Annotated in this window: 14 protein-coding genes; 8 read left to right on the forward strand and 6 right to left on the reverse strand. The window is 64.5% G+C overall.

Annotation, left to right across the window (positions count from 1 at the left end):
• Positions 1-122 precede the first annotated feature (122 nt).
• Entirely contained in the window at positions 123-479 is a 357-nt protein-coding gene (locus RIN56_09775; protein ID MDR7867101.1) for a 2Fe-2S iron-sulfur cluster-binding protein, read from the forward strand.
• Complete coding sequence (locus RIN56_09780; GenBank protein ID MDR7867102.1) at positions 476-2,146, forward strand: FAD-binding protein; 1,671 nt, start codon at positions 476-478, stop codon at positions 2,144-2,146. The genes RIN56_09775 and RIN56_09780 overlap by 4 nt, the downstream gene beginning before the upstream one ends.
• On the opposite strand, the gene RIN56_09785 is transcribed toward RIN56_09780, so the two are convergent.
• Positions 2,136-2,729 (reverse strand): YkgJ family cysteine cluster protein, encoded by a 594-nt coding sequence (locus RIN56_09785; protein ID MDR7867103.1) that lies wholly within the window; start codon positions 2,727-2,729, stop codon positions 2,136-2,138. The genes RIN56_09780 and RIN56_09785 overlap by 11 nt on opposite strands.
• 98 nt (positions 2,730-2,827) lie before the next feature.
• Between RIN56_09785 and RIN56_09790 the strand changes: the two genes are divergently transcribed.
• The gene (locus RIN56_09790) at positions 2,828-2,965 is read left to right on the forward strand and encodes a hypothetical protein (protein MDR7867104.1); all 138 of its coding nucleotides are present in this window, start codon (positions 2,828-2,830) and stop codon (positions 2,963-2,965) included.
• A gap of 33 nt (positions 2,966-2,998) precedes the next feature.
• Here RIN56_09790 and RIN56_09795 read toward each other — a convergent pair whose 3' ends face one another.
• Positions 2,999-3,748, reverse strand: a complete 750-nt coding sequence (locus RIN56_09795; protein MDR7867105.1) for a sulfite exporter TauE/SafE family protein — start codon at positions 3,746-3,748, stop codon at positions 2,999-3,001.
• A 194-nt stretch (positions 3,749-3,942) separates the two neighbouring features.
• On the opposite strand from RIN56_09795, the gene RIN56_09800 reads away from it, so the two are divergent.
• Positions 3,943-4,497: a CBO0543 family protein gene (locus RIN56_09800; GenBank protein ID MDR7867106.1), complete on the forward strand. Its 555-nt coding sequence runs from the start codon at positions 3,943-3,945 to the stop codon at positions 4,495-4,497.
• A 92-nt stretch (positions 4,498-4,589) separates the two neighbouring features.
• Here the strand turns inward: RIN56_09800 and RIN56_09805 are convergent, their stop codons facing one another.
• The 3 genes from RIN56_09805 to RIN56_09815 all read right to left on the reverse strand — a co-directional run bounded on the left by RIN56_09805 (position 4,590) and on the right by RIN56_09815 (position 7,825).
• Positions 4,590-5,999, reverse strand: a complete 1,410-nt coding sequence (locus RIN56_09805) for a methyl-accepting chemotaxis protein (protein MDR7867107.1) — start codon at positions 5,997-5,999, stop codon at positions 4,590-4,592.
• Positions 6,000-6,146: 147 nt separating this feature from the next.
• Complete coding sequence (locus RIN56_09810) at positions 6,147-6,839, reverse strand: DUF421 domain-containing protein (GenBank protein MDR7867108.1); 693 nt, start codon at positions 6,837-6,839, stop codon at positions 6,147-6,149.
• A 131-nt stretch (positions 6,840-6,970) separates the two neighbouring features.
• Positions 6,971-7,825 (reverse strand): DUF2935 domain-containing protein, encoded by an 855-nt coding sequence (locus RIN56_09815; protein ID MDR7867109.1) that lies wholly within the window; start codon positions 7,823-7,825, stop codon positions 6,971-6,973.
• A 170-nt stretch (positions 7,826-7,995) separates the two neighbouring features.
• Between RIN56_09815 and RIN56_09820 the strand changes: the two genes are divergently transcribed.
• The 4 genes from RIN56_09820 (at position 7,996) to nadC (ending at position 11,963) form a co-directional block, all read left to right on the forward strand.
• Positions 7,996-8,511, forward strand: coding sequence for a transcription repressor NadR (locus RIN56_09820; GenBank protein ID MDR7867110.1), 516 nt, complete (start codon positions 7,996-7,998; stop codon positions 8,509-8,511).
• A gap of 135 nt (positions 8,512-8,646) precedes the next feature.
• Complete coding sequence (gene nadA / locus RIN56_09825; protein ID MDR7867111.1) at positions 8,647-9,552, forward strand: quinolinate synthase NadA; 906 nt, start codon at positions 8,647-8,649, stop codon at positions 9,550-9,552.
• Complete coding sequence (gene nadB / locus RIN56_09830) at positions 9,553-11,136, forward strand: L-aspartate oxidase (protein ID MDR7867112.1); 1,584 nt, start codon at positions 9,553-9,555, stop codon at positions 11,134-11,136.
• Positions 11,133-11,963 carry a carboxylating nicotinate-nucleotide diphosphorylase gene (nadC, locus tag RIN56_09835; GenBank protein MDR7867113.1) on the forward strand — a complete coding sequence of 277 codons (831 nt, stop codon included), beginning with the start codon at positions 11,133-11,135 and terminating at the stop codon, positions 11,961-11,963. The genes nadB and nadC overlap by 4 nt, the downstream gene beginning before the upstream one ends.
• A gap of 89 nt (positions 11,964-12,052) precedes the next feature.
• Here nadC and RIN56_09840 read toward each other — a convergent pair whose 3' ends face one another.
• Entirely contained in the window at positions 12,053-12,577 is a 525-nt protein-coding gene (locus tag RIN56_09840) for a DUF3231 family protein (GenBank protein MDR7867114.1), read from the reverse strand.
• Between the last annotated feature and the right edge of the window lie 213 nt (positions 12,578-12,790).

Below are 12,790 nucleotides of genomic sequence, written 5' to 3' on the forward strand. Positions count from 1 at the left end.
CTAACAGGGAAAATTCGACCCGCGGCGGCCCTGTTCCTTCCTGCGGACGGCGAACGCCTCCGCGGCGGGATTGAGGACGGCGGCGAGATGGGATAAAATATCTACAGAGAGGGGATGAACGGATGGATAATTCGCCGCCGATAACCGTCAGAGTATTCCGCTTCGACCCGGCCGCCGACGAGGCCGGCCGCCTGGAGGAATTCGCCGTCGCCAGCGCCGCGCCGCTGTCGGTCATGGCGCTGCTCGCCAAAGTGCGCGAACTCGACGCCACATTCTGCTGCCGGACGTCGACCTGCTTCAAAGGGCGCTGCGGCTCGTGCCTCGTGCGGGTCAACGGCCGCGACGCCTTCGGCTGCACCACCCTGGTGCGGCCGGGCGAAACGGTCGTGATCGAGCCGCACTCGCGCTACGCCGTCGTCCGCGACGTCGTCATCGATTTCGCCCGCCCGCTGACGGCGGAAGGGGAGAGTGGGCAATGAAAATCACCGCCAGACATAATACCGACGTGCTCGTCATCGGGGCCGGGGCTTCCGGCCTGCGGGCCGCCCTGGCCGCGGCCGAGGCGGGGGCTGCCGTCATCCTCGCCAACAAAGGGCCGCTGGCCAGGTCGGGGATAACGCTCACCGCCGCCGGCGGCATGCAGGCCCCCCTGCATCCCGACGACAGCGCCGCCATCTTCTGCGACGACATCATTGCCTGCGGCTACGGGCTGGCCGACGGCGACCTCGTGCGGGCGCTCGCCGAGGACGCCGCCGACCGCGTCCTTGAAACCGAGCGGTATGGCGTAAATTTCGTGCGCGACGCCGCCGGGGGTTATACCCTGAGCCAGTTCCCCGGCCAGTCCAGGCCGCGCAATCTCTTTGTGCGCGGCGGCGGCATCGGCCTCGCGGCCGCCCTCGCCAAAGCCTGCCGGAGCAACCCCCGCATCCAAATCATGGACGATTTCTTTATCACCGGCCTCGTCCGGAACACCGGCGGCGCCGCCGCCGGTGCGGTCGGGCTCGACCTCAGGAACGGCGAACTCACCCTGCTCGCCGCCAGGGCGGTCATCATGGCCACCGGCGGCTGCCAGTGGCTGTGGGCCACCAACGACTGCCCCGCCGACGCCACCGGCGACGGCATCGTCTACGCCTACCGCGCCGGCGCCGAACTCGTCGACATGGAAATGGCGCTCTTCTACCCGTCGGTGCTCGTCTGGCCGCCGTCCCTCAAGGGGGCCTTCGTGCACTACGAATTCCTCGCCCCCGACGCCCTGGACGGCAACATCTACGACAACGCCGGCCAACCCGTCCTGCCCAAGCCCCTGCCTGTCCGCGACCAAGCCATGCGGCTTCTCGCGCGGGCCATCAAAGACGGCCGCGGCGGCCCCCACGGCGGCCTGCTGTGGTACGTCGGCGACTCCCCGAAAGGCGCGGCCGCCGTCGCCGCCAAACTCGACATCCTCCAATACAACTACATCCGCGCCCACGGCGTCGACCCCGCCACCGACCGCGTCGAAGTCGCCCCCGGCGCCCACTACCTCATGGGCGGCATCCATATCGACCCCGACGGCCGCACCACCGTCGCCGGCCTGTTCGCCGCCCCCGAATGCGCCGGCAACTTCGACGGCGCCAACCGCCTCGCCGGCAACGGCCTCACCGCCACCCAGGTCTTCGGCGCCAGGGCCGGCCTGGCGGCAAGCCGCTGGGCGGCGGAAAATGGCGGCGCCGGGCCCGACCCGGCCGCAGCCGAAGCCGAAACGGCGCGGATCGCCGCGCGGCTGGACCGCGGCAGCAGCGGCACGGACATCGCCGCTCTCCGCGACCGGCTGCGCGCCGCCGTCCAGCAGCACGCCGGCGTCGGACGCGACGCCGCGGGCCTCACGCGGCTGGCGCAGCTCGCCCGCGAAACACAGGCCGAACTCGCGGCCGCCCGGGTCCCTGACGCCGGCGTCTTCAACCAGCGGCTCGTCGAACTGCTCGAACTCGAAAACATGGCCGAAATCGCCGGCCTCGTCGCCGGCTGCGCGCTGGCGCGCGCCGAAACGCGCGGCCACCATATCCGCGACGACTTCCCCGCCCGCGACGACGCTAACTGGCTGCGCCACACCCTCGCCAAGCGTACGGCCGGGGGGCCGCTATTCGGCGCCAAGCCGCTCAGGGACTGAGGCCCTGCGGCCCGTCCGGCCGCGCGGCCCGCGCCCAGGCGGCCACCAGGCCGATAACCGCGTCATAGTCCGTCGCGCCGATGAGCGGATTGGCGGCCGCCGCCGGCGCGAATCCGTCCGGCCCGGCCAGCTCGCAGGCCAGCGCGTGCCGGTACGCGAAATAGAGGTCATCCTTCAGCCGCGCGAACCCGGCCTCGCTTGGCAGGCAAAGATGCAGCCGGCAGACGAGCGGCCGCACCCTGTAAATCAGGCAGCGCCCGTCCGCGGCCAGGAGGCGGCACCGTCCGGCCCCGTCCGGCCGCAGCAGCCAGCGGCGCGAGAGCGGATCGAGCCTCAGCACGCGCCGGGCCAGCTCGTCGCCCTCCTGCCCGCCCACGGCCGGTCTCGCCAAAGCGCACAGACTGCGAACGAAAACATTATCCGCGAACACCGGCAGGCCGGCGCAGCACGTATGAGCGCAGTCGGTGCAGTCGACCGCGCCGCGGCCGAACCGCTCCATCGCCGCCAGCAGGCCGGCCACCGTGCCCTCCGGCGCAGGCGGCCGGCACGCCACCTCCCCGGCTGCCGTCAAATATATCTCCATACCATCCCTCCCCCAGCCGCCGCCATATATAATACGCCGGCGGCGGGCCGGAGTGACGGTGATAAACTCTGCGGCGCGGGAGCACACTAACCGCGGAGGTGGTCTGTACGCCCAGGCAACAGAAAGGACCGGTCAAATTCGGCGTCGAGCACGGCATCCGGCCAGGCAAAGGCAAACTGTCGGCTGAAGAAGTGCGGGCCGAAGCCGCGCACTACCAGGACAACACCGACAAGTAAAAGCGAAACCCGGCCGCAAATCGCGACCGGGTTTCACTTCGTCATCAGCGGCCACAGGCCCAGCCCGCACGTCACCAGCCCGCTCAGCGAAATGACGCCGAGAGCGATGCGGCGGAAAAGCGCGGCGTCGATGCGCCGAAAAATCTTCTGTCCCAGCCACCAGCCGATAAGGATCGCCGGCGCCGACACCGCCGCGTAGCCGGGCAGACGGTCGGTGGAAACAGTGCCGACAAAGTAAGCGATCATAATCGTCGCCATATTGCAGAGGAGAAAGTAGCGCGCCAGGTCGGCCCGGATCGTCGTTTTGTCGCCGCCCTCGTTCATCAGATACATAATCAGCGGCGGGCCGTTGAAACTGGTCACCGCGCCCAGAAAGCCGCTCGAAAATCCGACCAGCGACTTGGCCAGGTCGTGGCGGCGGATGGTCACGCGATAATTCGCGTACATCGCCAGTGTCACCAGCACGAGCGTCAGGCCGATGACGATTTTCAGGACACTGTCGCTCACGGCGTGGAGGACATAAGCCCCCGGCAGCGCGCCCACGACGCTCGCGGCAAACACGAGAAAAATGCGCGCGAACGCGCCTTCGCGCCACGTCTTGCAGACCATGAAGCCCTTTATCAGAATGCCGATAAAAATGACGACGATTACGGCCTCCTTCGGCGCTATGGCGAAAGTCAGCAGCGGCGCGGCGACGAGGGCAAAGCCGAAGCCGGTGACCGTCTGCAGAATGCTGGCGACGAGAATGACGCTGAAAACGTAAAACGCGGACAACGTTATCATAGGCTACCTCCGAAGAGTGTTGACACTCTACATTGTAAACCGTTTTTCCGGCGGAAACAATCCCTCCGGGGCCATTCCGGCGGCACCGCAGCCTGCCTGCGGCGCCCCTTTGTCCCGGACCGGGCACATAATCCGCCGTCCGCGGGCAAAAAATAACCTCGACCAGTACTTGCGCGGGCGGAGGGGGTGAGCGGGTGACGGACGGTCTTATCCAGCCCCGGACAGTGATTCTCCTGTTCCGGATCGGCCTGCTGGCAGGCTTTCTGCTGGCCGCCTGGCGGTGGAGCGACTGGCGGCGCTGGCAACGCTACTACCCCACCCTGCTGTTCGTCATGGTCGCCAACCTCGCCGCAGGCTACATCACCTACCATCACCCCCTGTGGGACTTCAACGCCGACACCCTGGCAGTCAGCGAAACAACGGTCGAACTGCTCAACACCTTCGTCCTCCTGCCGACCGCCACGCTCGTCTACCTCAGCAACTACCCCGCCGCCGGGCCGGCGCGGCAGGCCAGATACATCCTGGCGTGGATCGCGCTGTTCGCGACCATCGAAACCGCCGACACCATCGTCGGCGGCATCTCCTACTTCAACGGCTGGTCGCTGGCCCACTCCGTACTCTTCGACTGCGTCATGTTCCCCATCGTCCGCCTCCATCACCTCAGGCCGCCGCTCGCCTGGCTGGCGTCGCTGGCCGTTGCCCTCTACATCCTCGTCGCGTTCGGTTTTTTCTCCGCGGAAATGAAATGAGTCGCATGCGAAAGCCGCGGACACCGTCCGCGGCTTTAACACGTCCTATCTCCGCCAGGCGGCCGCCTTCGGCCGTCCCTTTTTCCGCTCTGTCAGGCCCGGCAGCCCTGCGTCCCGGCCCGCCTCTTCAGTGCATTGAGCGCTTCCACCACCTGCCCGGAGCATACGTCCATCCGCGCCAGCATATCCTGGGCGGTCTTCATGTCGTTCTTCCCGTAGGCAGCCGCAGCGTCCCGGGCGAACCGGTGCAGCTCGGCGTGAGGCTGTTCCATGCCTGTGAAAACGTCGTCGCCGCCGAACGCCTGCAAACCCTCCGCGTAGTACCATTTCCCCAGCCGGCAGTCGTGGTGCGTTCCGACGGTATTGACATCGATCTTCTCGTAGCCGAGCAGCATATTGTACACCCGCCAGCGCCACAGCAGATGGTCGGCGATGCAGATATCCAGCAGCTCCTCGACCCCCAGGCAAAGGTCGTTCTTTAAAAGCTCCATCCGCAGCGTGTTGATCCCCTGGCTGAGCGCGAACACGCCCCGGCCCGTCGTATCGCATGAGTGCTGCAGCTTCTCGGCCCCCGCCGAAACCGTGCCCACCTCGGCGGCGATCTCCTGCGCGGCCGCCGTCTGCTCCTCGCTGTTCGCGGCTATCTGGACGATCTCCCCGTTGATGGCGACGATCGCCTCTTGCATGCCGCGGATAGCGCCCAGCGCGCCGTCCACCAGCTCCTTGCCGCTCTGTAGCCGGCGGGCGGTCGCCGCCACGTTCGCCACCGACCCCTGGGTATGTGCCTGCAGATCGCCGATGCTCCCCTGAATCTCCGTCACCGAAGCCTTGGTATGCTCCGCCAGCTTGCGGACCTCGTCCGCCACCACCGCGAAGCCCCGGCCCTGCTCGCCGGCCCTGGCCGCCTCGATCGCCGCGTTCAGCGCCAGCAGGTTGGTCTGGTCGGCGATCTCCCTTATAATATCCACGATCGCGCCGATCTTCTTCGTGCTTTCGAGCACTTCCTGCATCTGCCCGTTCACGGCGTCCATCGCCGCGAACGACTCCTCCACGAACGAAAACGCCTTGGCGATCGTCTCCGTACTCTGACCGGCCTCTGTCGCCGCCTTGTCGGCGTGGCTGGCCGCGCCCTGGGCGCGGTTCGCCACATCGTCCACCGACGCCGCCATCTCCTCGCTGCCGGCCGCGATCGAATGCATCGCCTGGCTTTGCTTACCGACCTCGTCCAACATCTGCTTCACGAAATCCATCCTGGTTACCTCAGCCAGCAGGTCGTTCACCCCGGCCACCGTCCGCCGTTTATCCCCGCACACGGTATCCAGCATCGCGTTCCACTCGCCGGCGATTTCTCCGCACCCCGGCGTATTCCCGTCCAGATACGCGTCTTTCCCGGCGCGTACGCTCCTGATGGCGTCAATCAGCGACTGTCGGCAAATATGGGCCTCACTGTGGACGGAGCTTTCTCTCTTGGTAACATCGTTTCTTTTTCCTAGCCCAAACAACGGTTATACCCCCCACAAATAAATATAGTGAGGTGTCAATTCGGTGCAATATACCCTAATCCTTCATTTTTTGCCAATAAACAAAAAAATGCCACGATATCGCTAAATTTCGACCTAAATAACGCGATTTGCGTTGTTAATAGTTGCCTATTGGGCAGTGGTGTTAGCGACCTTCACCTGAAAAGTCCCCTGGGTATCGAACCCGGCATAGATAACATTATCGGCGTCCGTTATCCCCCGCAGCGCCAGCTCGTTCAGCAGCCACTCCCGCGATACCCCCGCGCGGGGCAGGTTATCGGCCACGATCTCGCCGTCCACGATCAGCTCGACCGGCAGGCGGGCGTCGTCCTGGCGGATGTTCAGGTCCTGCCCCGTGGCCGGGCGGTACGCCGCCTTCTGCAGCACGCTCAGATGCCCCGACGTCTCCAGGATGGCGAACTGCACCTCGCCGACATCGAAAATGCCCTGCTCGCGCAGCTGGCCCATCAGCTCGTCGACATCGAACCGCAAATCCTTCAGCTTATCCTTCAATATCCGGCCATCCTCGATCACGATCGTCGGCGAGCCCTCGATCAGTTTGCGCAGCGGCCTGTTGATCAGCGTCGCCCGGGCGGCGATAAGGGTAAGACTGCAAAACAGGAGAAGATCGAAATAGTGGTTCCAGACCTCCTCAGGCTTGGAAGCCACGATGTTCGCGCCGATAGAGCCGATCGTGATGCCGCATATGTACTCGTATAAAGTCAGCTGCCCCACCTGCGTTTTGCCGAGAATCTTCGCCAGAACCAGCATCGTCAGGAAAACAAGCGACGTCTGCCAGATATCGCGGAGAAATTCATTCATGTCCAAAGTGCCTCACTCCTGTTCGCGTGTAATGTCCTTACTAGTATGCTATACGGTCAGCCCGGCTAAACCTCGCCCGGCCGCGCGCCAAAAGACCGCCGGAAGCCCGGCGGCCTTTTGCGCTGGTGTTATTACCTCTTCGGCAGATCCATACAGCCGTCGTCGCAGCGGATGATCGGCGAATCGTGGCAGCCGCCCAGTGCGCCGCCGATCATCTCCAGAATATGCAGGAAATGCTCCGCCTCGCGGCGGACATGGTCGGCCAGCAGGGGAGGGATGAGCGACAGCAGGCTGCACTGCTCGATCAGCTCCTGCGCCATCGCCTTGAAATCGCGCAGCTCGACCGCCGCGTCCGTCACCGTCTTCTCGAACCGTGTGAAATCGTTATTTGGCCTCATATGCCACAGCATGCTCTCGAAATCGCGGGCGTGCAGGTTGAGGCCGTCCCACTTGTCGCTCAGCGCCTGCACCTGCTCGAAAGCCTCGCGCTCCGACGGATCGAGGAGGCCGCGGATGAACTTGAGGTGATCGGCCATGATGCGGATCCAGAACACATTCTCGCTCACGATCGCGTCCACCGGATACTGCATCTCCCCATCGCAGACCTTCTGCAGCAGCTTATAGAAATACAGCGCCTCGCGCGAGATATGGTCGATCAGCAGCGGGTAATTAGCCCCGCCGCGGATCTTGCACTCCACCAGCAGGCACAGCAGATGGCGTTTAAAGGCGAAGAAATTCTTAACCGCCACCATCACTTCCTCGACGAACGCCCGGAAAGCCTCGCTGCAGTTCACCTGGCAGGCCTTCTGCTCAAGCCTCTGGAACAAATCGTAGAAACACTGCGCCTCCTTGCGCAGTTCCGTCTGGTCGCAGGGCAGCCCCAGTCTGATGAACAGCGCATGCTCCTTCATTATCCGCAGCCAGAAGCACACCTGGTGCATATCGAGCGCCGGGAACGGCCGGACCTCCTTGCAGATAATCTCCATACGATAAATCATCCTCCCCGCAGTTATATTTTATGTTATATTTTATGTCAAATAAGTGCCGGGTGTTCTCCCTTTCCGCTCCGCAGAGTAGCCTATCGTCTTAGCCGCGTGTATAATTATAAATGACACCCGCCGTTCTCCGGGACGGCTCAAGATGTGAGGGATGAGCGATGGACGCCAAAGAACGGCGCACCCGATTGATCGACAAACTCCAAAAGACCGGCGCCCCGGTCACAGGCGCAGCCCTGGCGCAGGAACTCGGCGTAAGCCGGCAGGTAATCGTCGGCGACATCGCCATACTAAGGGCCGCCGGCGAGGAAATATACGCCACCCCCCAGGGCTACCTGCTACCGCCCGCCCGCCTGCCGTCCGCCAAAACGGCCAAAATAGCCTGCCATCACGGCTGGGACAAACTTGCCGACGAACTGGCGATCATCATCGACAACGGCGGTAAAGTCCTCGACGTCATCGTCGAGCACCCGATATACGGCGAACTGAAAGCCAACCTCATGCTCGCCTCGCGCCACGACCTGGCCGAATTCCTCCACAACCTGAAGAACAGCGGCGCCGAGCCACTGTCGGCCATAACCGGCGGCGTGCACCTGCATACCGTCGAAGCGCCGTCGCCGCAAGCGCTCGCCCGCATCGAACGCGAACTGGAGCGGGAGAACATCCTCTACAAATAAAATCTGCCAAACATGCCGATTCCGCTTGTCAGCCATACCGCCTAGGCCGTATAATAACCATAAGTGACAAGACAACTGTAATGTCACATTGGCCGCTGCCCCAGCGGGGCACGGCGGTTGCCGGGAGGTAAAGACATGGACAAGCTTGCCAGAGAGATACAAAAACTCAAACACGACCGCCACGCGCTCATCCTGGCGCATAACTACCAGCTCGACGAAGTGCAGGCGGTGGCCGACCATGTCGGCGACTCGTTCCATCTGAGCAAAATCGCCGCCCAAACCGACTGCGCCGCCATCGTTTTCGCCGGCGTCCGCTTCATGGCCGAGACGGCCAAAATCCTCGCGCCCGCCAAAACCGTCCTCCTGCCCGAACCTGACGCCGGCTGCCCGCTGGCCGACACCATCGCCGCCGCGGACGTGGAAAACCTCAGGCGGCTCCATCCCGGCGCCCCCGTCGTCTGCTACATCAACTCCTCCGCCGCAGTAAAAGCGCTCAGCGACATCTGCTGCACCTCGGCGAACGCCGTCAAAGTCGTCGCCTCGCTCCCCGCCGCCAAAGTCATCTTCGTCCCCGACGCCAACCTCGGCGCATACGTCGCCAAACGCCTGCCCGCCAAAGAACTCGTACTGTGGAAAGGGACCTGCGTTACCCACGCCAAAGTCGCGCCGCGCGACATCCTCGCCGTGCGGGAAAAACACCCCGCCGCGAAAATCCTCGTCCACCCCGAGTGCGCGCCCGCCGTCGTCGAAATGGCCGACTTCGCCGGCAGCACCGCCGACATCATCCGCTACGCGGCAAGCTCCCGCGCGCCCGTCCTCGCGATCGGCACCGAAGCCGGCGTGCTCAGCGCCATCAAAGCCGCCCGGCCGGACAGACAGGTTTTCCTCCTCCACCCCGGACTGGTCTGCCCCAACATGAAGAAAACGCGCCTCGCAAGCATCCATGACGCCCTGCTCCACAACCGGCAGCAGATAGCCGTCGACGCCACGGTCGCCGGCAAAGCCAGCCAGGCCATCACCCGCATGCTCGGGGTGGTTTGAATGGCACGCGGTTATATCGCCCCCGAATGCCTGCGCCCGGAAAAACTGGCGCAACGCAACTGCGACATCGCCGTCGTCGGCGCGGGCATCGCCGGCATGACGGTCGCCCTGTCGCTCGCCCCCCGGCTCAAAGTGGCCCTCCTCAGCAAACAACCCCTCGCCGCCAGCAGCACATACAAAGCCCAGGGCGGCATGGCCGTCGCGGTCGGTCCCGACGACAGCGCCGCCGACCACATCGCCGACACCCTGAAAGTGGGGCAGGGGGTGTGCCGGGAAGAAGCGGTCGACATCCTCGTCCGCGAAGGCCCCGCCGCCCTGGAATACCTACAATCCCTGGGGGCGGCCTTCTCCTCGGCCCCAGGCGGCCTCGACCTCGCCAGAGAGGCGGGCCACTCCCGCCGGCGGGTAGTCCACTACTACGACCATACCGGCAGGCATATCGCCGAAACGCTGGCCGCCGAAGCCGCAAGGCGGACCAACATAACGCCGCTCGACGACTGCTTCCTTCTCGACATAACGACAAACCGCGACGGTTGCTGCGGCTGTATCGCCGCCCAGGGCGGCCGTCTGTTTCACCTCCGCGCCGCGGCCGTCGTCGTCGCCACCGGCGGCTACAGCGGCCTTTTCAGTCGCTCCACCAACGAAGCCTCCGCCGGCGGCGACGGCATCGCCGCCGCCTACCGGGCCGGGGCCGCCCTCGCCGACCTGGAATTCGTCCAGTTCCACCCCACCGCCGCCACCCTGCCGTCCGGCAAAGTCTTCCTGCTCACCGAAGCGCTGCGGGGCGAAGGCGCCGTCCTGCGCAACGCGCAGGGCCAGCGGTTCATGGCCGCCTACCATCAGAGCGGCGAGCTCGCCCCCCGCGACGAAGTATCCCGCGCCATCCTGCGCGAAACCGCCCGCCAGAGCGGCGGCCCCGTTTTCCTCGACGCCCGGCGTCTCGGCAGGCAGCACCTGGCGGGCCGCTTCCGTCACGTCTACGGCGAACTGGCCGAAAACGGCCTCCTCCTCGAACGCGACCTCATCCCCGTAGCCCCCGCCGCCCATTACACCATCGGCGGCATCAAAACCGACCTGTGGGGCCGCACCACCGTAGCCTCCCTGTACGCGTGCGGCGAAGCCGCGGCCACCGGCGTCCACGGCGCCAACCGCCTGGCCAGCAACTCCCTCCTTGAAGGCGTCGTCTTCGGGCGGCGGACGGCGGCCCACATCAACGGCGTCCGCGGCGTACCGCGAACCGTCGGCGGCTTCTCGCCCGGCGGCGTGGCCACGCCCGGCCGCGCCCTGCCGGGCCTCGGAGCGCGGCTCGACCGCGTCGCCGGGGTGGTGCGGCGGGGCGAAGAACTGGCGGCAACGCTCGACTGGCTGCGCGCCGGCGGCGCAGGCATGCCGGTCAGCGCCGCCGACCGGCCCGCCTGCCATACGGTCAACGCCTGCCAACTCGCGGAATTGCTGCTGGCCGCCGCCCTCCTGCGCACCGAAAGCCGCGGCGTCCACTACCGCGAGGACTATCCCGCGAAAAACGACGAAGCTTTCCGCAGGCACAGCTTGCAGCAATGGGGAAGAAAGGCGGTAATCGAATGAACGGACTGGCCCTCGACCGGATCCTGCGCCAAGCCTTGATCGAAGACATCGGCCACGGCGACATCACCAGCGAAGCGATCTTCGCCCCCGACCACCAATCCGCGGGCTGGCTCATAGCCAAACAGGACGTGGTCCTGGCCGGGCGCGAAGTATTCGCGCGGGTTTTCTCGCTCCTGGACGGGAACGTCGCCGTAACCTTTGCCAACGCCGACGGCGACCGCATCGGCGCCGGGCAAAAGTTTGCCCGCCTCCAGGGACCGACGCGCCCGCTGCTCACCGGCGAGCGGGTGGCGCTCAACTTCCTCCAGCGCCTCACCGGCATCGCCACCGAAACGGCCCGCTGCGTCGCGGCCTGCGGCCATCGCCCCGTCGTCATCGTCGATACCCGCAAAACCACCCCCGGCCTCAGGATGCTCGAAAAATACGCCGTCACCGTCGGCGGCGGCAAAAACCACCGCCTCGGCCTGGACTCGATGGCGCTCATCAAAGACAACCACATCAAAGCCGCCGGCGGTATCGCCGCAGCCGTGGGGAAAGTGCGGGCCGCCGTCTCGCCGTTCGTAAAAATCGAAGTCGAAGTCGAAGAACTCGCTCAGCTACACGAAGCCCTGGCCGCCGGCGTCGACGTCATCATGCTCGACAACATGCCGCCGGCCAAGATCGAGGAAGCGGTGCGGATCATCGACCGCCGCGCCCTCGTCGAAGTATCCGGCAACATCACCCTGGAGAAAATCGTCGCCCTCGCCGCCGGCGGCGTCGACATCATCTCCAGCGGCGCCCTCACCCATTCCGTCAAGGCCGCGGATATAAGCATGCGCCTGGAATAACTAAATCTGCACACAAAAAACCTCCGGCTCGTCGCCGGAGGTTTTGCCGTTTTTCCGCATACCGCCGTTTCTTTTCGCCGACAATACATCTAGGCCTTGAAAGCAGGCGCATTATTAAGCCAGCCGCGTTTGGCCATAAGCTTTTTGACCGAAGCGCCGAAAACCGCTTTTCTGACGATAACCTTGAAAAAAATCAGGCCGACATCGGCGCGGACGGACTCGGTAAGCCCCCTGGCCGCAAAAGTAATGCCGAGAAGCAGGTTGAACGACATCAGATTGGCGATCTCCTGGTCATTAAACTTCGCGCCTTCGGGGAGCTGATAAGCGACCACCGGCTTCGGCGGCGTCCCGTGGGGCAGTGGCACATTTTCCTTGAGCAAAAACTCCTGTATTTCCTTGGCGATCGGCTGATGAACGCTGACCTTCGCATCCCGCAGCTTGTCCCTCAGCTCCTGGTCCTGCGCCAGATTATAGGCCACCTCCTCATTGCGCATCGTCGTCTCGCTTATGGCGAGAAAATACCATAAATTCGCCGCCTCCATAACATTCAGCGGCCTTATCTCGCCATCCAAAAACGGTTCGAAATTATCATGGATAACATCGAAGATATTCATATTTGCCCCCTCCTAATACACTAACTCCTTCTAGTATGGGTAAAGGAGGAAGAATTATGAACGCCTTTACGCAACCTCGGAAACTCATCCGGGGAGGGCGCTCGTGCTGAGAATACTGGCCATCGCCCCCGCGCCATTCCCGACCCACCCCCCGATTGACAAATAGCCCTGAGGTATTTATTATAAAAGTGAGCAACGAAGCCCGAAGGGAAA

Source organism: Sporomusaceae bacterium (assembly GCA_031460455.1).
GTDB lineage: Bacteria > Bacillota > Negativicutes > Sporomusales > UBA7701 > Anaeroselena.

Bases quoted from the DNA above. Each gene is read 5' to 3' on its own strand.
- nadC (MDR7867113.1), top strand. From the start codon at position 11,133: ATGAACGGACTGGCCCTCGACCGGATCCTGCGCCAAGCCTTGATCGAA.
- RIN56_09810 (MDR7867108.1), bottom strand. From the start codon at position 6,839: ATGAATGAATTTCTCCGCGATATCTGGCAGACGTCGCTTGTTTTCCTG.
- nadA (MDR7867111.1), top strand. From the start codon at position 8,647: ATGGACAAGCTTGCCAGAGAGATACAAAAACTCAAACACGACCGCCAC.
- nadB (MDR7867112.1), top strand. From the start codon at position 9,553: ATGGCACGCGGTTATATCGCCCCCGAATGCCTGCGCCCGGAAAAACTG.
- RIN56_09785 (MDR7867103.1), bottom strand. From the start codon at position 2,729: ATGGAGATATATTTGACGGCAGCCGGGGAGGTGGCGTGCCGGCCGCCT.
- RIN56_09815 (MDR7867109.1), bottom strand. From the start codon at position 7,825: ATGGAGATTATCTGCAAGGAGGTCCGGCCGTTCCCGGCGCTCGATATG.
- RIN56_09780 (MDR7867102.1), top strand. From the start codon at position 476: ATGAAAATCACCGCCAGACATAATACCGACGTGCTCGTCATCGGGGCC.
- RIN56_09820 (MDR7867110.1), top strand. From the start codon at position 7,996: ATGGACGCCAAAGAACGGCGCACCCGATTGATCGACAAACTCCAAAAG.
- RIN56_09795 (MDR7867105.1), bottom strand. From the start codon at position 3,748: ATGATAACGTTGTCCGCGTTTTACGTTTTCAGCGTCATTCTCGTCGCC.
- RIN56_09775 (MDR7867101.1), top strand. From the start codon at position 123: ATGGATAATTCGCCGCCGATAACCGTCAGAGTATTCCGCTTCGACCCG.
- RIN56_09840 (MDR7867114.1), bottom strand. From the start codon at position 12,577: ATGAATATCTTCGATGTTATCCATGATAATTTCGAACCGTTTTTGGAT.